We start from the raw sequence: 21,299 nt of genomic DNA on the forward strand, positions 1-21,299 counted from the left end.
GGGCCGGCCTTGCTCTAAGCACCGGCGGTGCCCGCCCACCACATCCTGTCCTATGCCCGCGACCTGGCGGGCGGCGGCGTGGAACGCGCGCTGCTGCGGCTCGCCGGCGGCTGGGCGGCGGCGGGGCGGCGCGTGACGCTCGTGCTGGGCACGGCTGCCGGGCCGCTGGCGGCGGAGCTGCCGGCCGGCGTCGAGGTGGTGGCGCTCGGCGCCGCGTCGATGCGGCGGCTCGCGGCGGCGTTGCCCGGGCAGGTGCGCGCGCACGCGCCGGACATCCTGTTCTGTCCGGGCAATTATTACACGGCCATCGCCGCCTGGACCCGGCTGCGGCTCGGCCGCGCCTGCCCGCCGGTGGTCGCCAAGATGTCGAACGCGGTCCGGCGCGGCGACCATGGCCGGATCGTCGATCTCGGCCACCAGGCCTGGCTCGGGCTGCACGCGCGCTTCCTCGACCATCTCGTCGCGATGACGCCGGCCAGCGCGGCGGCGGCCGCGGCGGCGACCGGCATGGCGGCGCGGGTGAGCGTCATCGCCAATCCGCCCGCGGTTCCCCGGCCCGGGGCGGCGCTGCCGCCGCTGCCGACCGCGCCCTTCATCCTGGGTGTCGGCCGGCTGGCGCGGCAGAAACGCTGGGACCGGCTGGTCGCGGCGCTGCCGGCGCTCCCCGGCGTGCCGCTGGTGATCGCCGGCGAGGGGCCCGAGCGCGCGGCGCTGCGCGCGCAGGCGGCGGCGCTGGGGGTGGACGCGCGCCTCCACCTCGTCGGGCATGTCGCGGACCCGCTGCCGCTGATGGCGCGCGCGACGGTGCTGGCGCTGCCCTCCGATTTCGAGGGCGTGCCCGGCGTGCTGCGCGAAGCGCTGACCGTGGCGACGCCGGTGGTGGCGACCGACGCCAGCCCGGCCGTCGCGGAGATCGTCTGGTCGCCGGCGCTGGGCGACGTCGTGCCGCGGGGCGATGCGGCGGCGCTGGCGGCCGCGCTCGGCCGATGGCTCGCGCCCGACGCGGTGCGCCCGCCGCCGCAGCCGCAGCCGGGCGCCGACGCCGCCGGACGCTATCTCGCGCTGTTCGACCGCCTGGTCGGCTGATCGCGGGTCTGCTGCTCGGCGCTGCGTTCCAGCGCCACCTTCAGCATTGCGGTGAGCGGGTCGGCGAACATCAGCCCCAGCACCCCGAACAGCGCGCTCAGCAGGATCTGCATCGAAAGCGTCAGCGCCGGCGGCAGATCGACGGTGCGCCGGGCGACGATCGGCACGACGACGTAGCCGTCGAACGATTGCACCACCGCCCAGGTGGCGAGCGCCCACACCCCGGTGTGGACGCCGGCGCTGAAGCCGACCGCGATCATCAGCGTGCCGGTGATGAACGCGCCGATATTGGGGATGAACGCCATGATCCCGGCGATGATGCCCAGCACCAGCGCCATCGGCACGCCGCCGATCATCAGCGCCAGCCAGGTCAGCACGCCCTCCGCCGCCATGCCGATCAAACGGCCGGCGAGCAGCCGGCGCAGCGTGCGTCCCATCCGCTCGGTGGTGACGGCGAACTCCGGCCGGCGGTCGGTCGGCACCATCCATTGCAGCCCGCGCTCGTAGAGGCGCGGCTCCATCGCGAAGAACACGCCGAGCACGACGATGAACACCAGCGTCGTCAGCGCGCCCACGGCAGTCCCGACCCAGCTCGTGACCCGGCCGAGCTGCCCCGCCGCCTGCCGCACGAGCCCGCCGACGTCGCTGCCCGACGGCATCACCCCCAGCTGCGTCAGCCACGCGGTCGCGCGCGAATATTGCGCTTCGACCGTGTCGCGCAGCTGCGCGATCTGCTGCGTCACCTGGACCCCGAGCAGGGTGAAGGTGCCCACCACGAACAGCAGCGTCAGCAGGACGACGATCAGCAGCCGCCAGCCGCGGCCGATCGGCAGGATGCGGCCGAGCAGGCGCACGCCGCCGTCGAGCATCGCCGCGACGACGACGCCGCCGAAGATCATCAGCAGCGGCGCCGCCAGGATCACCGCCAGCGCCACCGCGCCGACGATCCCCACCCAAACCGTCGCGCGCGTCAGCTCCTGGCGGACGAACGGATCGCGCATCTCGTTGGGGCCGGGGCCGCGGACCAGATCGGACGGCCGCTCGATCGGGGCGGGCTCGCTCATCGGGCCCGCGGCGCATGGAGGCTGGCGCCGGCGCGGCCGCCGCGCAGCGAGGTGAACCAGGTGACGGGGTTGAGCGACGTCGTCCCGTCCAGCGAGAAGGTGATGAACTCCGCCCGGCCGCCGATATTCTCATACGGTACCGGCCCGCCCAGCCCCTGCGCCTCCAGCGGGAAGCGGCTGTCGGCCGAACGGTCGCGGTTGTCGCCCATCAGGAAGACGTGGTCGGCGGGGATCGTCACCGGGCCATAATCGTCGCCCATGCTCTGCCCCAGCTCCACCGTGTCGTAACGGCGGCCGTTGGGCAGCGTCTCGGTCACCACCGGCAGGTGGCAGGTCAGCTGCCCGCCGGGGCCGGGACGGCGCACGTCCGGGCCGTAATCGGCCTCGTCGCAGGTCTCCTTGCCGTCGGGCGCGATCACGCCGCCATAATCGGGCACGTCGACATAGTGGAGCGGCCCGCGCCGCACCGGCTTGCCGTTCAGGATGACGGTGCCGCCGCGCACCTCCAGCGTGTCGCCGGGCAGGCCGATCACGCGCTTGATATAGTCGTTGTTGGTGCCCGGCGGGGTGACGATCACCACGTCGCCGCGCTCGGGCAGCCGGCCCAGCACGCGCCCCTTGATCGGCGGCAGCCCCACCGCCCAGCCCGCGCCGGGCTCGCGCAGCACCAGGCTGTCGAAGATGCCGACGGGATTGGGGATGGTGGGCGACACGAACGACCAGCCATAGGCGAACTTGGAGACGACCAGCCGATCCCCGACCAAGAGCCCCGGCAGCATCGATTCGGACGGGATGTAGAAGGGCTTGGCGACGAAGGAGTGGAAGCCGAGCACCACCAGCAGCAGCCAGAAGATGCCCTTGATCTCGCCCCACCAGTCCGTCTTGCGCCGCGCCGGCGCGGCGTGGGCCGGCGCGGCGGGGGCCGGCTCGGCGGCGGCGTCGGGGGCGAGGTCGGACATCAGGGAGCGCTTTCGGGAACCGCCTCGATCACCACGAACGCCTGCGCCCAAGGGTGATCGTCGGTCATGGACAGGTGAACCCGCGCGACGTGGCCGGGCGGCGTCAACGCGTCAAGCCTCGCCTTGGCGCCGCCGGTGAGCTGCAGCGTCGGCTGACCGGACGGCGCGTTGACGACGCCGATGTCCCGCAGGAACACGCCGTGCCTGAAGCCGGTGCCGAGCGCCTTCGCGAACGCCTCCTTGGCGGCGAAGCGCTTGGCGAGCGTGCCGGCGCGGGTGAACGGGCGCCTGGCGGCGCGGGCGAGCTCGACGGGCGTGAAGCAGCGCTGCTCGAATCGTTCTCCGAACCGCGCCAGGCTGGCGGCGATCCGCTCGATCGAGCAGAGGTCCGATCCCAGCCCGAGGATCACCGCCAAGCTCCTCTCCGGAACGGGGAGGGGGACCGCCGTCGCGCAGCGGCGGTGGTGGAGGGGGCTCCGTCACCAGCGGGTCGCTCAGATCGGGGCGCTCTCCACCACGCCCTGCGAGCGCGGTTCCCCTCCCCGCGCCGGGGAGGAGCGGCCTCACCCACGCGCCGCGTCCATCGCGGTCCGCATCGCGCGCACCGCCTCGCCCAGCCCGACGAACAGCGCGTCGGCGATCAACGCATGGCCGATGTTCAGCTCGCGCACCTGCGGGATCGCCGCCACAGGCGCGACATTGCCCACCGTCAGCCCGTGCCCGGCATGGACCTCGATCCCGTTCTTCGCTGCCAGCGCCGCCGCGTCGGAGAGCCGCCGCAGCTCCGCCGCCCGCGCGCCCGCGTCCTCCGGGCCGTTCAGCTCGGCGTAGCGGCCGGTGTGCAGCTCCACCACCGGTGCGCCGAGCCGCACCGCCGCCTCGATCTGGCGCGGATCGGGCTCGATGAAGAGGGAGACGCGCACTCCCGCTGCGCCCAGCGCTGCCACGATCCGTGCGAGCCGGTCGTGCTGCCCGGCGGCGTCGATGCCGCCTTCGGTCGTGCGCTCCTCGCGCTTCTCGGGCACGATGCAGGCCGCGTGCGGGCGGTGGCGGAGCGCGATGGCGAGCATCTCGTCGGTCGCCGCCATCTCCAGGTTGAGCGGGATCGCCAGCTCCGCCGCGAGCCGCGCGATATCGGCGTCGGTGATGTGCCGCCGGTCCTCCCGCAGGTGCGCGGTGATCCCGTCCGCCCCGGCCTGCGCCGCGATCAGTGCCGCGGCGACCGGGTCGGGATAGTTGGTGCCGCGTGCGTTCCGGACGGTCGCGACATGGTCGATGTTGACGCCGAGGCGCAGGGTCATACCGCCAATCCTCCCCGGAACGGGGAGGGGGACCGCCGGCGAAGCCGGTGGTGGAGGGGGCCCTTGGCTGGGCGACACGTCCGACTCGGGCCCCCTCCGTCACGCCCTACGGGCGCGCCACCTCCCCGTGCCGGGGAGGATCGGAGAGCCCTCAACACCCCACCGCCGCGCTCAGCAGGTCGTAGGCGAACCCCTTCCCCTCCCACACCTCGCCGATCGAAAAATCGCCGGACGAGCGATTGGTGAAGACGATCACGACCAGCCCATCGTCGGGCAGGATGTAGTTGCGCGCCTGCACGCCATAGATCTCGCCGTCGCGCTGGACGATCCGCTTCGGCGCGGCGCAGCCCTTCAGCTGGCCGGGGAACACCCATTGGCCGAGCGCCTGATAGGAACCGTGTCCCTCGGGCTTCCACAATTCGGCGAGCGCCGCGGGCGGGAGCAGCTTGCCCGTCATCAGCGAACGGTCGAAGGCGAACACTGCCTTGGCCGTCCCCATCAGCCCGCCGGCTGCGCCCCAGCTGGCGAGCTGGAAGGCGGGTTCTGGCTTGCCGTCGACGTAGCCGGGCACGCCCCGCTCATCCGGTTCGGCCCAATGCACGCCCTTCCAGGTCGCGGGGTCGTCGGCATCGTGAAGAGCGAGCTGGAATGACGCGATGATATAGTCGCAATTGTTATAGGCGAACGCCGCGCCGGGACGTCCCGGCGCGGAAAAGCAATATCCGATATCGGGCTCGTTCGCCGCATAGAATGACGGGACGCCGCTTGCCAGCTTGGGCGTATCGTCGGGATTGGCGAGCCCTGTATGGTGGGTAAGCAATTGCCGCAGAGTCAGCTGGCCGATGCTGGCGCGCTCCTCCGGCGCGCTGATCGGTCGGTCGAGAGCAGCCAGATCGATACTCTTGACGATCATCGTCGCCACGACCTGCTTGGTGATCGACGCCAGCCGCCAGCGCTCGCCCGCCTTGTGCTGAGGCCCGCCGCTGGGCGCGATCGGGCCGTAGGCACGCTCGAGCAGGATGCGGTCGCCCTGTGCCACCAGCACCTCGCCGGCGAGGTGGTAGCGGCGGGCGACCTGATCGGGCGTTTCGTGCTCACCCTCACCCTTCCCGCCACCTGCGGCGGCGGGCCCTTTCCCTCTCCCCATGGGGGAGGGAGGGAGCGCCGAAGGCGCGGAAGGGTGAGGGTGAGCAACGGCCAGCACCGCCGCAAGGATCGCCGAGATCACGCCCGGCTCCCCGGCTTCACCGCCGGCACCGCCGCCAGCTCCGGCGGCAGCGCGTCCGCCGCATAGCTCGGCACGTCCAGCCGGATCAGCGGATAGAATGGCACCCCCAACGCCGCGGTCCCGCCCGATCGGTCGACCAGCGCCGCCGCCGCGACCGTTTCGCCGCCTGCCGCCGCGATCGCGGCGATCGCCTCGCGCGACGACAGGCCGGTGGTGACGACGTCTTCCATCATCAGCACCGGCTGACCGGGCTGGAGGCGGAAGCCGCGGCGCAGCTCGAACGTGCCCGTCGGCCGCTCCAGGAACATCGACTCGACGCCGAGCGCGCGCGCCACCTCGTGCCCCGCGATCAGCCCGCCCATCGCCGGGGCGACCACCGCCGTCACCCGCTGCTTGACCTCGGCAGGCAGGCGGGCGACCAGCGCGTCGGCCAGGCGGGCGCCGCGTCGCGGATCCATGAGCACGCGTGCGCACTGGAGGTAACGCGGGCTGCGCAGGCCGGAGGAGAGGATGAAATGCCCCTCCAGCAGCGCATCCGCCGCACGGAACTCGGCCAGCACCTCGTCGTCGGTCACGTGCGCCTCCCTGCGCCGGCCTTCTAGGGGCGGCCTCATGCAACGTAAAGCAAGGGCGCGGGATTGGCGGCTTGAGGCGGCGGGCGCGCTTGCCTATAGGCCACGGGAAACCGGAACTTTCCATTGCGCGGGGCCTCCCTTCCGCCGCGCGGACCCGAGGTGACGATACTGATGCGCAAGCTGGGGCTTTCCACCCTCCTCCCCGCCCTTGTCGTGGCCGCCGGCCTCGCGCTGGCCGGTCCGGCCGCCGCGCAGCAACCGGCGCACGCGCCCGCCGGCGCGGCCAGCACCGCGCCCACCACCGTCGCCGCCAAGGCTCCCGCCGCCCCCGCCTCGCCGCTGCTCGCGCAGGACGGTGCGCCGGCGATGGCGGTCGATCCCGTCATCGGCCATCCCAATGACGGCGTGTTCGGCATCCAGACGCAGGTGACGCGCAATGGCGAGTTCGCGCGCTGGTTCCACAACTCGATCCTGTTCCCCGTCATCACGGTGATCTCGCTGTTCGTGCTGGCGCTGCTGGTGTTCGCGGTGGTGAGGTTCCGCAAGGCGGCGAACCCGATCCCGTCGCGCACCAGCCACAACACCGCGATCGAGGTCGCCTGGACGCTGATCCCCGTAATCATGCTGGTGATGATCGCGGTGCCCTCGATCGGCCTGCTCCAGGCGCAGTTCAAGCCGGCGCCGGCCGGTGCGATCACCCTCAAGGCGACGGGCAACCAGTGGTACTGGACCTACAACTACCCCGACCTCGGCGATTTCGAGGTCACGGCCAACCTCCTGAAGGAGAAGGACCAGGTCCAGCCGGGCGACCGCGCACGCACCGACGCCGACGGGCCGCGGCTGCTGGCGGTCGACAACCGCGTCGTGCTGCCGGTCGGCGTGCCGATCCGCCTTATCACCACGTCGGCCGACGTGATCCACAGCTGGGCGATCCCGGCCTTCTGGATCAAGCTGGATGCGGTGCCGGGCCGGCTGAACGAGACCAGCTTCACCATCGAGCGGCCGGGCCTCTATTTCGGGCAATGTTCCGAGCTGTGCGGGGCGCGGCACGCCTTCATGCCGATCGCGGTGGAAGCGGTGGACCGCGCCACCTTCGCGCGCTGGGTGGTCGCCAAGGGCGGGCACCTGCCGGGCGCGATCGTTCCCTCCGACAAGGTGATTCCGCAGCCGGGCGCGAACGGCGCGGTGCAGCCGCCCGCCGGTGCGTTCAAGACGCCGCCCGCGGGCATGAATCCGCCGAGCCAGGCGGCCCCCCTCACGCAGGGCGCGACGGGCAATCCGTCCGGCGCCGGCAATCCCGGACAGTAAGCGCATGACCGATACCGCCCTCTCGCCTTCGGGCTATGCCTTCGCGCCCCACGATGCGCACGAGCATCATGGTCACCAGGATGCGGACCACAAGCCGGCGTTCTTCGCCCGCTGGTTCATGTCGACCAACCACAAGGACATCGGCACGCTCTACCTGATCTTCGCGATCTTCGCGGGGATCATCGGGGGCGCGATCTCCGGCCTGATGCGCGCCGAGCTGGCGCATCCGGGCATCCAGTATCTGACGACCTGGGCGGCGTATCTGCCCGGCGGCGAACAGGGCCTCGACCACTCGCTCCACCTGTGGAACGTGATGATCACCGCCCACGGCCTCATCATGGTGTTCTTCATGGTGATGCCGGCGATGATCGGCGGCTTCGGCAACTGGTTCGTGCCGATCATGATCGGGGCGCCGGACATGGCGTTCCCGCGCATGAACAACATCTCGTTCTGGCTGCTGGTGCCGTCCTTCTCGCTCCTGCTCGCCTCGCCCTTCTTCGGCGGCGCGGGCAATGGCTGGACGCTGTATGCGCCGCTATCCACCTATGGCGAGCCGGGGCCGTCGACCGACATGGCGATCCTGTCGCTCCACCTGGCGGGTGCGAGCTCGATCCTGGGCGCGATCAACTTCATCACCACCATCTTCAACATGCGCGCGCCGGGCATGACGCTGCACAAGATGCCGCTGTTCGTGTGGTCGGTGCTGGTCACCGCCTTCCTGCTGCTGCTCGCGCTGCCGGTGCTGGCGGCCGCCATTACCATGCTGCTGACCGACCGCAATTTCGGCACCACCTTCTTCGATCCGGCGGGCGGCGGCGACCCGATCCTCTACCAGCACCTGTTCTGGTTCTTCGGCCATCCCGAAGTCTACATCATGATCCTGCCGGGCTTCGGCATCGTCAGCCAGGTGATCGCGACGTTCAGCCGCAAGCCGGTGTTCGGCTATCTCGGCATGGCCTATGCCATGGTCGCGATCGGCGTGGTCGGGTTCGTCGTGTGGGCGCACCACATGTTCACCACCGGCCTCAGCGTGAACACCAAGATGTATTTCACCGCCGCGACGATGGTGATCGCGGTGCCCACCGGCATCAAGATCTTCTCCTGGATCGCGACGATGTGGGGTGGCTCGCTGTCGTTCAAGACGCCGATGATCTGGGCGATCGGCTTCATCTTCATGTTCACGGTCGGCGGCGTCACCGGTGTCGTGCTCGCCAATGGCGGCGTCGACGATTACATGCAGGACACCTATTACGTGGTGGCGCACTTCCACTACGTGCTGAGCCTCGGCGCGGTGTTCTCGCTGTTCGCCGGCTTCTATTACTGGTTCCCGAAGATGTCGGGGCGCATGTACAACGAGCTGCTCGGCCAGGCGCACTTCTGGGTGTTCTTCGTCGGCGTGAACGTGCTGTTCTTCCCGATGCACTTCCTGGGGCTGCAGGGCATGCCGCGGCGTTATCCGGATTATCCGGATGCTTTCGCCCACTTCAACTGGGTGGCGACGGTCGGCTACATGATCATGGCCGTCGGCATGGTGATCTTCTTCGTCAACGTCCTTTACTCGCTGTTCGCCGGACCCAAGGCGCCCGACAATCCCTGGGGCGAGGGCGCGACGACGCTGGAATGGACGCTCTCCAGCCCGCCGCCCTACCACCAGTTCGAGACGCTGCCGGTGATCGACGGGGGCGACGCCCACCACAGCTGAGCGAGGCGCGGAGCGAAGCTGCGCGCCGGTCCGCCCGGCGGACGCGACAGCCGGGCGGCGCCGGCTTCAGCCGACGACCGACGGGGCGGGATTCACTCCCGCCCCGGCTTGCTCGAATTTGCGCCCGCATCCGGTCAGCCCTTGTTCACCGCGCCGGCGCTTTGGTCCGGCACCTCCCTGCAGTAGACGGGCGGTCGACCCGCCCAGGAACCCGCCGATGCCCCGCCTGTCCTTCGCTCCCGTCGCCCTGGTCGCCGCGCTGGCGCTGGTGCCGCTCGCCACCGCGGCGATGGCGGCGGTCGACACCGAGACCTATCACGAGTTCGACCAGTTCCTGGAGGTCTTCAACCGCATCAAGGCGGACTATGTCGACAAGGTCGACGACAAGGCCCTGATCAAGGGCGCGATCCAGGGGATGCTGACCTCGCTCGACCCGCACTCCAGCTATGTCGACGCGCTCGATTACGACAACCTGCGCATCATGACGGAGGGCAATTACGGCGGGCTGGGGCTTACCGTCTCGATGGAGGACGGTGCGGTCAAGATCGTCGCCCCGCAGGAGGACACGCCCGCCTATCGCGCCGGCATCAAGTCAGGCGACTACATCACCCATATCGACGGCAAGCTGCTGTTCGGCGGCACGCTGGACGAGGCGGTCGCGTCGATGCGCGGCAAGCCCGGCACCAAGATCGCGCTGACGCTGGTCCGCCCCGGCCACGACAAGCCGATCGACGTCACGCTGGTGCGCGAGGTCATCATCCAGAAGCCGGTCAAGTGGGAGGTCCGCGGCGACGTCGGCTATATCAACATCAATTCCTTCTCCGAGGCGACCGGCGCCGACACGCGCGGCGCGATCATGGCGATCGACAAGTCGCTCGGCCACCACCCGCTCGGCTATGTCGTCGACCTGCGCGACAATGGCGGCGGGCTGCTGACCCAGGCGATCGAGGTCTCCGACGCCTTCCTGACCGGGGGCGAGATCGTCTCGCAGCGCGGGCGCGAGAAGACGGACATCGAACGCTATTACGCCAAGCCGGGCGACGACGCGCATGGCCTGCCCGTGGTCGTCCTCACCAACGCCGGCACCGCGTCGGCCAGCGAGATCGTCGCCGGCGCGCTGCAGGACCATCACCGCGCGCTGATCATGGGCACGCGCTCGTTCGGCAAGGGCTCGGTGCAGACGCTGATCCCGCTCGGCCCGCAGACGCAGCTGCGCCTCACCACCGCGCGCTATTACACGCCATCGGGTCGCTCGGTGCAGGAGGGCGGGATCGAGCCCGACATCCGGGTGCCCGAGCTGACCGACCCCGATTACAAGAGCCGCCCCGTGTTCCGCGAGGCGGATCTGCGCCGCCACCTCATCAACGAGATCAAGGCCGACAATGCGGTGCTCGAGGAGGACACCAAGGACGATCCCCGGTTCGCCCAGACGCCCGATCAGCTGAAGAAGCAGGGCGTGGACGATTTCCAGCTATATTATGCGCTGAAGACGGTCGCGCGGCTGGGCGGCGCGACGCAGGTGGCCGCCGCGACCAAGCCACGGCCGATCCCGGCGGCGGCGACCGCCAAGTGAGCTCAGCGCCCCTTTCGGTTCGCCCCAAATCCGGCGAGGGGCGGTCCCCGCTCGGCGGGCGGGGCGGTTTCGGACCCGCTCGGGCCGATCGCCTGGCCACCGCCAACCTCCTCGCGCTCCTGCTTCCCGCCGCGCTGCTCGCGGGCGCCTGGGGATTCCAGCTGATCGGCGGGCTGGTCCCGTGCGAGATGTGCCATTGGCAGCGCTGGCCGCATTACGCTGCGCTCGCCGTCGCCGCGCTCGCCTTCGGCACGCGCGGCAACACGCGCGTCGCGCTGGTCGCACTGGCGGCGCTGCTGATCGCCGCCTCGGGCGTGATCGGCGTCCTGCATTTGGGCGTCGAGCAGCATTGGTGGCGCGGCTTCACCGCCTGCACGGCGCCCACCGCGCTGACCGGCGCGACCGCGGCGGAGCGGCTCGATGCGCTGCTGCGCCAGCCGGTGGTGCGCTGCGACGTGCCGCAATGGGCGCTGTTCGGCGTCTCCCTGGCCGGGTTCAACGCCGTCCTCTCGCTCGGCGGCGCGGCGGCGATCCTCGCGCTGGTGCGGAGGGCGCGATGAGACCCGGCGACCGTACCGAGAGCACCGACGCGATGATCCGCGTCGACCAGGCGGGCGAATATGGCGCGACGCGCATCTATGCCGGCCAGCTCGCGATCCTGGGCGACCGCCATCCGGCCGCGCGCGCCATCCACCACATGGCCGAGCAGGAGGAGAAGCACCGCGCCTTCTTCGACCGGCTGATCGCCGCGCGGGGTGTGCGGCCGACGCTGCTCCAGCCCTTCTGGAACGTCGCGGGGTTCGCGCTGGGGGCGGTGACGGCCGCGATCGGGCCGAACGCCGCGATGGCCTGCACCGCCGCGGTCGAGACCGAGATCGACAAACATTATCAGCAGCAGCTCGAGCAGCTGGGGGAGCGCGACCCCGAGCTGTCGGACGCCATCGCCGAGTTCCAGGCCGAGGAGCTGGAGCATCGCGATCACGCGCTCGCGCACGGCGCGGAGAGCGCCTTCGGCTATCCGGTGCTGAGCGGGCTGATCCGGCTCGGCTGCAAGGTCGCGATCGCGGCCGCGACGAGGATCTGACGCATGACCAGGTTCGCCCTTCTCGCGCTCGCGCTCGCCACGCCCGTCGTCGCGCAACAGACGGCCGCGCCCGCGCCCCACACGGCGGCGCTACCCGGCGCCGCCAAGCCGGCGACGCCGGGCGGGCCGGCCGAGGTCGCGCGCGGCGCGCCGATCAACGGCGTGCTGGTGCTCTACGGCAACCAGCGCTGCCCCACCGATACCGAGGGCAACGAGATCGTGGTCTGCGAGCGCCGCAGCGCCGCCGAGCAGTTCCGCGTGCCCAAGGAGCTGCGCGAGTTCCAGGTGACGCCGGAGAACCGGGCCTGGGCGGCGAAGGCGCAGGCCACGCTGGCGGCGGGCACGGGCGTGAACTCGATCGGCAGCTGCTCGACAGTCGGCCCGGGCGGCCAGTCCGGCTGCTTCCTCCAGGCCGCGCGCGCGGATCGGGCGGAGAACCAGCAGCGCCAGGTGGAGGCGAGCCGGGCGCCCTGACGCGCCGCCCATCCGGCTGCACCCGGGGCTCCCGGTCCGGCGAGACTGGTCGGTGTGGGGGATCGAGTCGTGTCCCGGCGGGTTGGCGCAGGGATCGGAGAAGCGCCATGGACTACATCAAACTCGGCACGACGGGCCTCGACGTGTCGCGCCTCTGCCTCGGCTGCATGACCTTCGGCGAGCCGGACCGCGGACGGCATCCCTGGTCGCTCGGCGAGGAGCAGAGCCGGGCCATCATCCGGCAGGCGGTGGACGCCGGGATCAACTTCTTCGACACCGCCAACGTCTATTCGGACGGCTCGTCGGAGGAGATCGTCGGCCGCGCGCTCAAGGACTTCCTGCCGCGCGAGGAGGCGGTGATCGCCACCAAGGTCCACGGCCGGATGCGCCCCGGCCCCAACGGCGCCGGGCTCAGCCGCAAGGCCATCCTGCAGGAGATCGACGCCAGCCTGACCCGGCTCGGCACCGACTATGTCGACCTCTACCAGATCCATCGCTTCGATCCCGAGACGCCGATCGAGGAGACGCTGGAGGCGCTCCACGACGTCGTGAAGGCGGGCAAGGCGCTGCACATCGGCGCGTCCTCGATGTGGGCGTGGCAGTTCGCGACCATGCTCCACACCAGCGACGCCAATGGCTGGACGCGGTTTGCCACGATGCAGGATTACCTCAACCTGCTCTACCGCGAGGAAGAGCGCGAGATGCTGCCGCTGTGCGAGGCGGAGGGGATCGGCGTCATCCCGTGGAGCCCGCTGGCGCGCGGCCGTCTGACGCGCGACTGGGACGAGGAGACCGAGCGCAGCCGCACCGACGAGTTCGCGCAGATCCTCTACAAGCGCACCGCCGAGGCGGACCGCACGGTGGTGGAGGCGGTGGCCGAGGTGGCGGCCGGCCGCGGCGTGCCGCGCGCGCAGATCGCGCTCGCCTGGGTGCTGCAGAAGCCGGCGGTGACCGCCCCGATCGTCGGCGCGTCGAAGCCGGGCCATCTGGCGGACGCGATCGCGGCGCTGGCGATCGTGCTCAGCGACGACGAGCTCAAGCGGCTGGAGAAGCCCTATGTGCCGCACCGCGTGACGGGGTTCGCGTGAGGCCGCGGCGCTTGCCGGGCGCGGGCGGCGGGCGCTAGGCCGAGCCATGACCGACACGCTCGCCTCGCCCGCTATCGCCACCGGCGCCGACCGCCTTCACCGCCGCATGGCGCGCGGTGCTGCCTTCCTGGGGTCGGACGTCGCGGTGCTGGGCGGCGCGATGTCGTGGGTCAGTGAGCGCAACCTGGTTGCCGCCATCTCGAATGCGGGCGGCTTCGGCGTGATCGCGTGCGGGGCGATGACGACCGAGCTGCTCGACCGCGAGATCGCCGCGACGGCGGCGCTCACCGACAGGCCGTTCGGCGTCAACCTCATCACCATGCACCCCGACCTGTCGGCCCTGATCGAGGTCTGCGGCCGGCACGGCGTCGGCCATGTCGTGCTGGCGGGCGGGCTGCCGCCCAAGGGATCGCTGGAGGCGATCAAGGCGACCGGCGCCAAGGTGATCTGCTTCGCGCCCGCGCTCAGCCTGGCCAAGAAGCTGATCCGCTCGGGCGTCGACGCGCTGGTGATCGAGGGGATGGAGGCGGGCGGGCATATCGGGCCGGTTTCCACCAGCGTGCTGGCGCAGGAGATGCTGCCCGAGATCGCCGAGCAGGTGCCCGTGTTCGTCGCCGGCGGGATCGGCCGCGGCGAGGCGATCGCGGGCTATCTCGATATGGGCGCGGCGGGCGTGCAGCTCGGCACCCGCTTCGTCTGCGCGACCGAATCGATCGCGCACGCCAATTTCAAGCGCGCCTTCATCCGCGCCTCCGCGCGCGACGCGGTGGCGAGCGTGCAGCTCGACCCGCGCCTGCCCGTCATCCCGGTGCGCGCGCTCCGCAACGCCGGTGCCGACCTGTTCACCGCCAAGCAGCGCGAGGTCGCGCAGCGCCTGGACGAGGAGGGGGTGGCGATGGCCGAGGCGCAGCTGGAGATCGAGCATTACTGGGCCGGCGCGCTCCGCCGGGCGGTGATCGACGGCGACGTCGAGCACGGCTCGGTGATGGCGGGCCAGTCGGTGGGCATGGTCACGCGCGAGGAGCCGGCCGCCGCGATCCTGGCGCAGCTGATGGCGCAGGCGGCGGTCGCGCTGGCGCGGCGCGCGGCGTAAGGTCGCGCCGACGTTAACCATGTCGGCTGACGCTGCCGTAACCCTGTTCGTGCCCAAGATGCGGCAGCGGACAGAGGGCACGCGGCATGGGCAGACGATGGATCGGAGCGACGATCGCGGCAATGGCGGCGGCCAGCGGTGCGCCGGCGGCGGCCCGGTCGTCGTCCGGCGTGATCGTGACCGGCGGCGAGACGGCGGCGCCGCCGCCGGCGCCCACGGGGTTCACGGCGTCGTTCGTGCCGCCGGCGCGCGATGCGGCGGGATATCTTACCCCCGGTCGCGGGCTTGGCTCGGCGGCGACGGCGTGGCAGCTCAGCGTGGCGCTTGCCGTTGCCGCGCGCGAGTGTCGTGGCGACGGCGCGGCGGCCATCGTCGCGGCCTATGACGCGCTTCTCACCACCGAACGCGCGGCGGTGGCGGCGGCCTCGGCCGGGACGGTCGCGGGCTACAAGGCGCAGTACGGCGTCGCCTGGCGCGCGCGCCTCGATGAGGACACCGCCCGGCTGCGGGCCTTCTGGGGAGAGCCGGCGGTGCACGACGCCTTCTGCGCGGCGGCGGACACGGTGTTGCGCGACGCGGCCGTGACCGAGCCGTCCGCGTTCGGCCCGTTCGCGGCGGCGGCGCTGCCGCGGCTGGAGCAGCCGTTCCTCGCCTTCTTCGCCGCGGTCGATCGGTATCGCGCGGACCTGGCCGCCTGGCGCGCCGCGCATGCCCCGCAGGTGGCGTTCGCCGCGGTGCCGACGCCGGGCACGCCCGCGCGCTGATCTTTACCGCCCGCTAACCACAAGCGGCGCAGGACCGGCCCGTTCGGAGGTCCGCGATGGCGATGCGCCGTTTGCTCTGTCTCACCACGCTGGCGCTGGCCGGCTGCGCCGGGCGGCCCGCCTTTCCCGTCGCTCCGGCCCCGCCAGTGGCCGTCGAACCGTCGCCCGCCCCGACGCCGATCAATGCCGGGCTGAGCCCGGCGGCCGCGCTGTGGCACCTGCGCGCCGGGCTGAATGTCGCCGCGATCGCGTGTCGCGGGCCGGGCGAGGCGGCGCTGGTCGCCCGCTACAACGCCCTGCTCGCCGGCCACGCGGCGGGGCTGCGCGCAGCCGAGGCGGCGTATCTCAGCGAGTTCCGCACCGCGGGCGGCGACTGGCGCGACCGCTATGACGATGCGCAGACGCGGCTGTACAACTTCTTCGGCCAGGCGCGGGGCCGGGCGGGGCTGTGCGCCGCCGCCGAGGCGGCTTTCGCCGCGATCGAAGGCGCCGACGATCCGGCGCTCGCCGCCGCCGCGCCCGAGCACCTGACTGCGCTCGACCGCCCGTTCGCGCCGCCGCGGCTGGAGGTGAGCGCGCGTGCGCTGGCGGAGTCGCCCGCGATCCTGGTGGCGAGCCGCTAGCCGCCCTCGACCCGGAACAGCGCCTCCACCGGCCGGCCCAGCGCCGCCGCCAGTTTGAGCGCCAGCAGCGTCGACGGCACGAACACGCCGTTCTCCACGGTATTCACCGTCTTCCGGCTGACCCCCACCTGCTCGGCGAGCGCCGCCTGGGTCAGGCCCAGCGCCTCGCGCGCGGCGCGCAGGTCGTTGGCGAGCCGCTCGCTCACGCGCCCGCACGCAGCTCCAGTGTCGCGAAGCTGACCAGCGCGGCCACCACCGCGGCCGTCGCCACCACCCGCGCCGCGTCGAATGCGGAGACGGGCGGCGCGTCATGCGCGATCAGCGCCACCGCGAACGCGGCCGTGGTCGCCGCCCAGAACCCGGCGGTGCAGCTCATGCGCCGGTGCTCGCGCACCGCCTCGTCGTCCATCAGTCGCGCGACGAGGCTGCCCGGCCGCAGCCAGCGCTTGATCGGCAGCAGGTTGAGCACGGACGCGAGCGTGATCCCGAACCACAGGCCCTGGAAGAAATCGGTCCCGCTCGGGCCGAAGCTGAACCACAGGGCGAGCAGGATCACGGCCGCGAAGAACAGGAACACCGTCGCGCGCGCGCGGCTCATGCGGTCGGCCAGTTCGATCGTGGACACGCGAATCTCCGTAACCTATAGGTGACATGTAACCTACGAGTTACATGTCGCAAGAGGGTTTCATGCCGACTCCCGCAGGGTTAATGGCGAGCCATGGATGCGGGTGAGGACCAGCCGATCGCCGGGCGGTTCGACGGGATCGAGCATCGCTTTCCCGTGCGCGTCTATTTCGAGGATACGGACCTGTCGGGTGTGGCCTATCACGCCAATTATCTGCGCTGGCTGGAACGGGCGCGCTCGGACATGCTGCGGCTCGCCGGCGTCGACCAGCGCGCGGCGTTCGAGCGCGGCGAGGGGGCCTATGCCGTCGCCGAGCTCCGCATCCGCTATGTCGCCCCGGCGCGGCTGGAAGACGCGCTGGTCGTCGCCTCGCGGCTGACGCGGCTGCGCAGCGCCAGCCTGGTCGTTCATCAACGGGTCAGCCGCGGGACGGTCATGCTCGCCGACGCCTGCGTGACCGCGGCCCTGGTCGCGCCATCGGGGCGGCCGCGCCGTCAGCCGCCCGGGTGGCTCGCCGCCTATCGCCGCCTCGTCGCGCCACAGGAGCTGCAGTGAACCCCGTCCTCGTCACCGATCCCGCCTCGCTCTCGCCGATCGCGCTGTTCATCCATGCCGACTGGGTGGTGCGGATCGTGATGGGCGGGCTGCTGCTCGCCAGCGTGTGGACGTGGGGCATCATCTGGAGCTTCTGGCGACGGCTGGGCCGGACGCGGCGCGCCATGGCGACGTTCGAGCGCGATTTCTGGAAGGCGGACGACATCGACGCCTTCTACAAGGCGCATCACGAGGCCGAGCTGCCGTCCGCCCGCGTGCTGGCAGCGGGCGTCGCGGAGTGGCGGCGGTCCACCGCCGGCGCGGTGGTGGACAAGGGGGCGACGCGCGAGCGGCTGGCGACGGCGATGGGCGCGGCGGCGTCGGGCGAGGTCGACCGGCTGGCGGATCGGCTCAACATCCTCGCGACGGTCGGCGCGGTGGCGCCGTTCGTGGGGCTGTTCGGCACCGTGTGGGGCATCATGCGCGCGTTCACCGGCATCGCGCAGGCGCAGAACTCGTCACTCGCGGTGGTCGCGCCTGGCATCGCGGAGGCCCTGTTCGCGACCGCGATCGGCCTGTTCGCCGCGATCCCGGCGGTGATCGCGTTCAACCGCTTCAGCCACGCCGTGAACCGGGTGGAGGCGAGCCTCGGCCGCTTCGCGGACGGCTTCCACACCACGCTGTCGCGCCAGCTGGACGCGGCGCGGTGAGGGGGGTGCGGCCAATCCTCCACGGGACGGGGAGGGGGACCGCGCGCGTCAGCGCGTGGTGGAGGGGGCCCGGCTCGAAGCGGGTCGCCCAGATCGGGGCCTCCTCCACCAAGCCGCTTCGCGTCTTGGTCCCCCTCCTCGTCCCGGGGAGGAATTGATGGCGATGCTCCCCTCGCGCGCCTCCGGGCGGCGGCGCGCGCCGATGGCGGAGATCAACGTGACGCCGCTGGTCGACGTCATGCTCGTGCTGCTCATCATCTTCATGGTGACGGCGCCGCTGCTCACCGCCGGTGTGCCGGTGAACCTGCCCGACAGCCGCGCCAAGGCGCTGCCGCAGGAGCAGAAGCCGGTGGAGGTATCGCTCGACCGCCGGGGCCGGATCTTCGTCGACCGCGACGTGGTGACCGAGGACGCGCTGGCGGCGCGGTTCGACCGCATGGCGGCGCTGCCCAAGCCGCCGCAGGTGTTCCTGCGCGCCGACCGCGGGCTCGATTACGGCCGGGTGATGCGGGTGATGGGCGAGCTCAACCGCGCGGGCCTGAACCGCGTGTCGATGATCACTACGCCGGAGGACGGCGGCCGGTGAGCGACCGCTCGGTCCGCTCCGGGCTGCTGGTCGCGCTGGCGGGGCACCTGCTGCTGCTCGCGCTGCTGTCGCTCGCCTGGGGGCAGCGCCGGCCGCCGGCCGCCGCCTGGCCGCAGCCCCAGCCGCTGGAGGTGAGCCTGGTCAAGGAGGTCGCGCCCGAGGCGACCGCGCCGCCGTCACCGACCCCGCCCGCGCCGTCGGTGGCGCCGGAACAGGGCACGCCTGAGGAAGCGCCGCCGCCCGCCCCTGCGCAGCCGCAGCCGCAGCCCAAGCCCGCGGCGGTTCAGCCGGCGCCCGCACCGAAGCCGGCCACGATCGCCAAACCCGCGCCGGCCGCTCCGGCGAAGGCGACGCCGGCCAAGCCCGTCACCGCCGCGGCGCCTCGCCGCTCCCGGCTGGCGGGCCTGGCGCAGGAGCTCGCGGCCGGGGCGAAGGCCGACGCCACCGCGTCGCACGCGCGCGGCCATCGGCTGGGCGACAATCTCCTCGCCGGCCTGTCCGCCGACGCGCCGGATCGCAAGGCGTCCGCCACGGCGCCCGCAGCCAAGGCGGGGCCGTATCCTACCGCCTCGATCCGCCAGGCGATCGCGCGGCAGATCCAGCCCTGCGCCGATCGGCAGGTCAATCCGGGGCCGGGCGCGAACCAGATCGTCACCACGCTCAACCTGCGCCTCAATCCGGACGGCACGCTCGCCGCGACGCCGCACATGGTGCGCCAGGGCGGCGTCGACGAAACCAACGAACGCTATGCGCAGCGGGTGATCGATCTCGGCATCGCCGCGTTCAAGGGCTGCACGCCGCTCAAGCTGCCGGCGGAATATTACCAGACGGCGAGCGGCGGCTGGAGCAACATCAACTATCAGTGGACGCTGCGGTGATGTCGCATCCCGTCGTCAACCCGGCCTTGCGCCGGGATCCACTGGTGGACAGAGCTGGCGGCGCGGCGCTGCTCGTGACCGCTGGATGCGGGCGCGAGTGGATGCCGGCACGAGGCCGGCATGACGGAAAGACGCTATGAAACGCCTCCTCCCCCTTTGCCTGCTTCTCTCCGCCTCGATCGCGGCGCAGCAGCCTGGCCCCCCGGCGCAGACGCCGGGCCAGTCGCAGCCGCTGGAGGTCTCCGTCACCGGCGGCATCTCCGCGCCAATGCCGATCGCCATCCCCGTCATGCCGGCCGCGGCCTCGGCCGATACGGCCGCCGGGTCGACCGACACGCTCGGCCGCCAGCTCGCCGGCATCGTCACCAACGATCTGAAAGGCTCCGGCCTGTTCTCGCCGTTGCCCGCCGATCGGCTCAAGTCCGTTACCTTCGCCGAGGTCAACGCGCCGCAATTCGACTATTGGGGCGGCACCGGCGCGCAGGCGCTGGTGCAGGGCTATGTCCGCGCCAATGGCGACGGCACGCTGACGGTCGGCTGCTATCTCTACGACGTCTCCGCGCGCACCGAGCTGGCGCGGCAGGGCTTCGTCGTGCCCCCGGCGGACTGGCGCCGCGCCGGCCACAAATGCGCCGACGCGATCTACAGCCGGCTGACCGGCGAAGGCGCGTATTTCGACAGCCGCGTCGTCTATGTGTCCGAGACCGGCCCCAAGGCGCACCGCATCAAGCGGCTGGCGATCATGGACCAGGACGGCGCCAACCACCGCTTCCTCACCAACGGCCAGTCGATCGTGCTGACGCCGCGCTTCGCGCCGAACCAGCAGTCGATCGTCTACATGAGCTATCTCGGGCGCATCCCGTCGATCTACGTCTACGACATCGGCTCGGGACGGCAGCGGCTGGTCGTGTCGAACGCGACGACCACCTTTGCGCCCAGGTTTTCGCCGGACGGGCGCTGGATCCTGTTCTCGATGGCGCAGGCCGGCAACACCGACATCTACCGCGTGTCGAGCCAGGGCGGGGCGCCGCAGCGGCTCACCACCTCGCCGGGAATCGATACCGGTGGCAGCTATTCGCCCGACGGCAGCCGGATCGTGTTCGAGAGCGACCGTTCGGGCGGGCAGCAGATCTACGTGATGAACGCGGACGGCTCCGACCAGCACCGCATCAGCTTCGGCGGCGGGCGCTATGCCACCCCGGTGTGGAGCCCGCGCGGCGACCTGATCGCCTTTACCCGCATCGCCGGCAGCTTCCGCATCGGCACCATGTCGCCGACGGGCGGGGGGGAAAAGCTGCTGACCGACGACTGGCAGGACGAAGGGCCGAGCTGGTCCCCGAACGGTCGCGTCATCACCTTCTTCCGCTCGGGGCGGGGCAATAGCGGCAAGGCGGACGTTTGGTCGGTGGACCTGACCGGCGTCAACGAGCGCCGCATCCCCACGCCGCTCGATGGATCGGACCCCGCCTGGGGGCCGTTACGACCGTAAGTTTGACGGGAGAGTGAAACCATGAAGACCCATCACGTCCTGCTCGCCGCGACCGCGCTGGTCGCGATCGCCGGCTGCGCCAAGAAGCGTCCACCGGTGCTGCCGCCGCCCCCCGAGCAGACCGGCCAGGCGACCGAGGCGCCCCCACCGGGGCCGGTCGGCGGCGCGTTCCGGCCCGGCTCGGCCGAGGATTTCAAGCGCTCGGTCCAGTCGGACACCGTCCATTTCTCGGTCGATCAGTATGACATCGATCCCGAGGCGCGCGCGATCCTGGACGGGCAGGCGACGTGGCTCGCGCGCTACCCGCAGGCGCGCGTCACGATCGAGGGCCATTGCGATGAGCGCGGCACGCGCGAGTACAATCTGGCGCTGGGCGACCGGCGCGCCAATGCCGCTAAGAACTATCTCGCGGCCAAGGGCATCGATCCGGCGCGGATGACCACGATCAGCTACGGCAAGGAACGCCCGTCGGCGCTCGGCTCCGACGAGGAGAGCTGGGCGCAGAACCGTCGCGCGGTGACGGTGGTGCTGAATTAGGGCGCACGCAGCGAGAGC

At 71.7% G+C, this 21,299-nt stretch carries 25 protein-coding genes; 17 read left to right on the forward strand and 8 right to left on the reverse strand.

Features of this window, described 5'->3' with window-relative positions:
* Nucleotides 1-27: 27 nt before the first annotated feature.
* Nucleotides 28-1,086, forward strand: a complete 1,059-nt coding sequence (locus ACFE64_RS05360; protein ID WP_375391427.1) for a glycosyltransferase — start codon at nt 28-30, stop codon at nt 1,084-1,086.
* Here the strand turns inward: ACFE64_RS05360 and ACFE64_RS05365 are convergent.
* From ACFE64_RS05365 to pyrE, 6 genes are all read right to left on the reverse strand, one after another.
* Nucleotides 1,053-2,150 (reverse strand): AI-2E family transporter, encoded by a 1,098-nt coding sequence (locus ACFE64_RS05365; protein WP_375391428.1) that lies wholly within the window; start codon nt 2,148-2,150, stop codon nt 1,053-1,055. The genes ACFE64_RS05360 and ACFE64_RS05365 overlap by 34 nt on opposite strands.
* Nucleotides 2,147-3,109 (reverse strand): signal peptidase I, encoded by a 963-nt coding sequence (lepB, locus tag ACFE64_RS05370; protein ID WP_375391429.1) that lies wholly within the window; start codon nt 3,107-3,109, stop codon nt 2,147-2,149. The genes ACFE64_RS05365 and lepB overlap by 4 nt, the downstream gene beginning before the upstream one ends.
* On the reverse strand, nt 3,109-3,519 hold the full coding sequence (gene acpS, locus ACFE64_RS05375; RefSeq protein ID WP_375391456.1) for a holo-ACP synthase: 411 nt from the start codon (nt 3,517-3,519) through the stop codon (nt 3,109-3,111). Before acpS ends, lepB begins: the two co-directional genes overlap by 1 nt.
* Nucleotides 3,520-3,672: 153 nt before the next feature.
* A complete protein-coding gene (locus ACFE64_RS05380) occupies nt 3,673-4,410 on the reverse strand; it encodes a pyridoxine 5'-phosphate synthase (RefSeq protein WP_375391430.1) in 738 nt (245 codons plus the stop codon).
* A gap of 151 nt (nt 4,411-4,561) precedes the next feature.
* Complete coding sequence (locus ACFE64_RS05385) at nt 4,562-5,557, reverse strand: serine hydrolase domain-containing protein (RefSeq protein ID WP_375391431.1); 996 nt, start codon at nt 5,555-5,557, stop codon at nt 4,562-4,564.
* Between the two features lie 77 nt (nt 5,558-5,634).
* The gene (gene pyrE / locus ACFE64_RS05390; RefSeq protein WP_375391432.1) at nt 5,635-6,213 is read right to left on the reverse strand and encodes an orotate phosphoribosyltransferase; all 579 of its coding nucleotides are present in this window, start codon (nt 6,211-6,213) and stop codon (nt 5,635-5,637) included.
* Between the two features lie 171 nt (nt 6,214-6,384).
* Here pyrE and coxB point away from each other — a divergent pair, with 171 nt between their 5' ends.
* The 10 genes from coxB to ACFE64_RS05440 all read left to right on the forward strand — a co-directional run bounded on the left by coxB (nt 6,385) and on the right by ACFE64_RS05440 (nt 15,922).
* Entirely contained in the window at nt 6,385-7,521 is a 1,137-nt protein-coding gene (coxB, locus tag ACFE64_RS05395; RefSeq protein WP_375391457.1) for a cytochrome c oxidase subunit II, read from the forward strand.
* Between the two features lie 4 nt (nt 7,522-7,525).
* The gene (ctaD, locus tag ACFE64_RS05400; protein WP_375391433.1) at nt 7,526-9,223 is read left to right on the forward strand and encodes a cytochrome c oxidase subunit I; all 1,698 of its coding nucleotides are present in this window, start codon (nt 7,526-7,528) and stop codon (nt 9,221-9,223) included.
* A 217-nt stretch (nt 9,224-9,440) separates the two neighbouring features.
* The gene (locus ACFE64_RS05405; RefSeq protein WP_375391434.1) at nt 9,441-10,796 is read left to right on the forward strand and encodes a S41 family peptidase; all 1,356 of its coding nucleotides are present in this window, start codon (nt 9,441-9,443) and stop codon (nt 10,794-10,796) included.
* Between the two features lie 92 nt (nt 10,797-10,888).
* A complete protein-coding gene (locus ACFE64_RS05410) occupies nt 10,889-11,356 on the forward strand; it encodes a disulfide bond formation protein B (protein ID WP_375391458.1) in 468 nt (155 codons plus the stop codon).
* Complete coding sequence (locus ACFE64_RS05415) at nt 11,353-11,880, forward strand: demethoxyubiquinone hydroxylase family protein (protein ID WP_375391435.1); 528 nt, start codon at nt 11,353-11,355, stop codon at nt 11,878-11,880. The genes ACFE64_RS05410 and ACFE64_RS05415 overlap by 4 nt, the downstream gene beginning before the upstream one ends.
* Nucleotides 11,881-11,883: 3 nt before the next feature.
* Complete coding sequence (locus tag ACFE64_RS05420) at nt 11,884-12,354, forward strand: hypothetical protein (RefSeq protein ID WP_375391436.1); 471 nt, start codon at nt 11,884-11,886, stop codon at nt 12,352-12,354.
* Nucleotides 12,355-12,461: 107 nt separating this feature from the next.
* Entirely contained in the window at nt 12,462-13,442 is a 981-nt protein-coding gene (locus ACFE64_RS05425; RefSeq protein ID WP_375391437.1) for an aldo/keto reductase, read from the forward strand.
* 106 nt (nt 13,443-13,548) lie between these two features.
* On the forward strand, nt 13,549-14,535 hold the full coding sequence (locus ACFE64_RS05430; protein WP_375391459.1) for an NAD(P)H-dependent flavin oxidoreductase: 987 nt from the start codon (nt 13,549-13,551) through the stop codon (nt 14,533-14,535).
* Between the two features lie 86 nt (nt 14,536-14,621).
* Nucleotides 14,622-15,299: a hypothetical protein gene (locus ACFE64_RS05435; RefSeq protein ID WP_375391438.1), complete on the forward strand. Its 678-nt coding sequence runs from the start codon at nt 14,622-14,624 to the stop codon at nt 15,297-15,299.
* 56 nt (nt 15,300-15,355) lie between these two features.
* Nucleotides 15,356-15,922, forward strand: coding sequence for a hypothetical protein (locus ACFE64_RS05440; RefSeq protein ID WP_375391439.1), 567 nt, complete (start codon nt 15,356-15,358; stop codon nt 15,920-15,922).
* Here the strand turns inward: ACFE64_RS05440 and ACFE64_RS05445 are convergent.
* Together ACFE64_RS05445 and ACFE64_RS05450 are read right to left on the reverse strand one after the other, a co-directional pair.
* The gene (locus tag ACFE64_RS05445) at nt 15,919-16,128 is read right to left on the reverse strand and encodes a helix-turn-helix transcriptional regulator (protein WP_375391440.1); all 210 of its coding nucleotides are present in this window, start codon (nt 16,126-16,128) and stop codon (nt 15,919-15,921) included. The genes ACFE64_RS05440 and ACFE64_RS05445 overlap by 4 nt on opposite strands.
* Nucleotides 16,125-16,547: a hypothetical protein gene (locus tag ACFE64_RS05450; protein WP_375391441.1), complete on the reverse strand. Its 423-nt coding sequence runs from the start codon at nt 16,545-16,547 to the stop codon at nt 16,125-16,127. Before ACFE64_RS05450 ends, ACFE64_RS05445 begins: the two co-directional genes overlap by 4 nt.
* Nucleotides 16,548-16,640: 93 nt before the next feature.
* Here ACFE64_RS05450 and ACFE64_RS05455 point away from each other — a divergent pair, with 93 nt between their 5' ends.
* From ACFE64_RS05455 to pal, 6 genes are all read left to right on the forward strand, one after another.
* Entirely contained in the window at nt 16,641-17,102 is a 462-nt protein-coding gene (locus tag ACFE64_RS05455; RefSeq protein ID WP_375391442.1) for a YbgC/FadM family acyl-CoA thioesterase, read from the forward strand.
* On the forward strand, nt 17,099-17,791 hold the full coding sequence (gene tolQ / locus ACFE64_RS05460) for a protein TolQ (protein WP_375391443.1): 693 nt from the start codon (nt 17,099-17,101) through the stop codon (nt 17,789-17,791). Before ACFE64_RS05455 ends, tolQ begins: the two co-directional genes overlap by 4 nt.
* Before the next feature lie 157 nt (nt 17,792-17,948).
* Nucleotides 17,949-18,377: a protein TolR gene (gene tolR / locus ACFE64_RS05465; RefSeq protein WP_375391444.1), complete on the forward strand. Its 429-nt coding sequence runs from the start codon at nt 17,949-17,951 to the stop codon at nt 18,375-18,377.
* Nucleotides 18,374-19,255, forward strand: a complete 882-nt coding sequence (locus ACFE64_RS05470) for a cell envelope biogenesis protein TolA (protein ID WP_375391445.1) — start codon at nt 18,374-18,376, stop codon at nt 19,253-19,255. The genes tolR and ACFE64_RS05470 overlap by 4 nt, the downstream gene beginning before the upstream one ends.
* Before the next feature lie 136 nt (nt 19,256-19,391).
* Nucleotides 19,392-20,744, forward strand: coding sequence for a Tol-Pal system beta propeller repeat protein TolB (tolB, locus tag ACFE64_RS05475; RefSeq protein WP_375391446.1), 1,353 nt, complete (start codon nt 19,392-19,394; stop codon nt 20,742-20,744).
* 21 nt (nt 20,745-20,765) lie between these two features.
* Entirely contained in the window at nt 20,766-21,281 is a 516-nt protein-coding gene (gene pal / locus ACFE64_RS05480) for a peptidoglycan-associated lipoprotein Pal (protein WP_375391447.1), read from the forward strand.
* Nucleotides 21,282-21,299 lie beyond the last annotated feature (18 nt).

The organism is uncultured Sphingomonas sp. (assembly GCF_964250165.1).
In the GTDB taxonomy this organism is placed as follows: Bacteria; Pseudomonadota; Alphaproteobacteria; order Sphingomonadales; family Sphingomonadaceae; genus Sphingomonas.

Excerpts from the sequence above, each read along its gene's own strand:
- ACFE64_RS05365 (WP_375391428.1), bottom strand. The coding sequence starts at position 2,150 with ATGAGCGAGCCCGCCCCGATCGAGCGGCCGTCCGATCTGGTCCGCGGC.
- lepB (WP_375391429.1), bottom strand. The coding sequence starts at position 3,109 with ATGTCCGACCTCGCCCCCGACGCCGCCGCCGAGCCGGCCCCCGCCGCG.
- ACFE64_RS05380 (WP_375391430.1), bottom strand. The coding sequence starts at position 4,410 with ATGACCCTGCGCCTCGGCGTCAACATCGACCATGTCGCGACCGTCCGG.
- ACFE64_RS05385 (WP_375391431.1), bottom strand. The coding sequence starts at position 5,557 with ATGGGGAGAGGGAAAGGGCCCGCCGCCGCAGGTGGCGGGAAGGGTGAG.
- coxB (WP_375391457.1), top strand. The coding sequence starts at position 6,385 with ATGCGCAAGCTGGGGCTTTCCACCCTCCTCCCCGCCCTTGTCGTGGCC.
- ctaD (WP_375391433.1), top strand. The coding sequence starts at position 7,526 with ATGACCGATACCGCCCTCTCGCCTTCGGGCTATGCCTTCGCGCCCCAC.
- ACFE64_RS05405 (WP_375391434.1), top strand. The coding sequence starts at position 9,441 with ATGCCCCGCCTGTCCTTCGCTCCCGTCGCCCTGGTCGCCGCGCTGGCG.
- ACFE64_RS05415 (WP_375391435.1), top strand. The coding sequence starts at position 11,353 with ATGAGACCCGGCGACCGTACCGAGAGCACCGACGCGATGATCCGCGTC.
- ACFE64_RS05420 (WP_375391436.1), top strand. The coding sequence starts at position 11,884 with ATGACCAGGTTCGCCCTTCTCGCGCTCGCGCTCGCCACGCCCGTCGTC.
- ACFE64_RS05425 (WP_375391437.1), top strand. The coding sequence starts at position 12,462 with ATGGACTACATCAAACTCGGCACGACGGGCCTCGACGTGTCGCGCCTC.
- ACFE64_RS05430 (WP_375391459.1), top strand. The coding sequence starts at position 13,549 with ATGGCGCGCGGTGCTGCCTTCCTGGGGTCGGACGTCGCGGTGCTGGGC.
- ACFE64_RS05435 (WP_375391438.1), top strand. The coding sequence starts at position 14,622 with ATGGGCAGACGATGGATCGGAGCGACGATCGCGGCAATGGCGGCGGCC.
- ACFE64_RS05440 (WP_375391439.1), top strand. The coding sequence starts at position 15,356 with ATGGCGATGCGCCGTTTGCTCTGTCTCACCACGCTGGCGCTGGCCGGC.
- ACFE64_RS05455 (WP_375391442.1), top strand. The coding sequence starts at position 16,641 with ATGGATGCGGGTGAGGACCAGCCGATCGCCGGGCGGTTCGACGGGATC.
- tolR (WP_375391444.1), top strand. The coding sequence starts at position 17,949 with ATGGCGATGCTCCCCTCGCGCGCCTCCGGGCGGCGGCGCGCGCCGATG.
- tolB (WP_375391446.1), top strand. The coding sequence starts at position 19,392 with ATGAAACGCCTCCTCCCCCTTTGCCTGCTTCTCTCCGCCTCGATCGCG.
- pal (WP_375391447.1), top strand. The coding sequence starts at position 20,766 with ATGAAGACCCATCACGTCCTGCTCGCCGCGACCGCGCTGGTCGCGATC.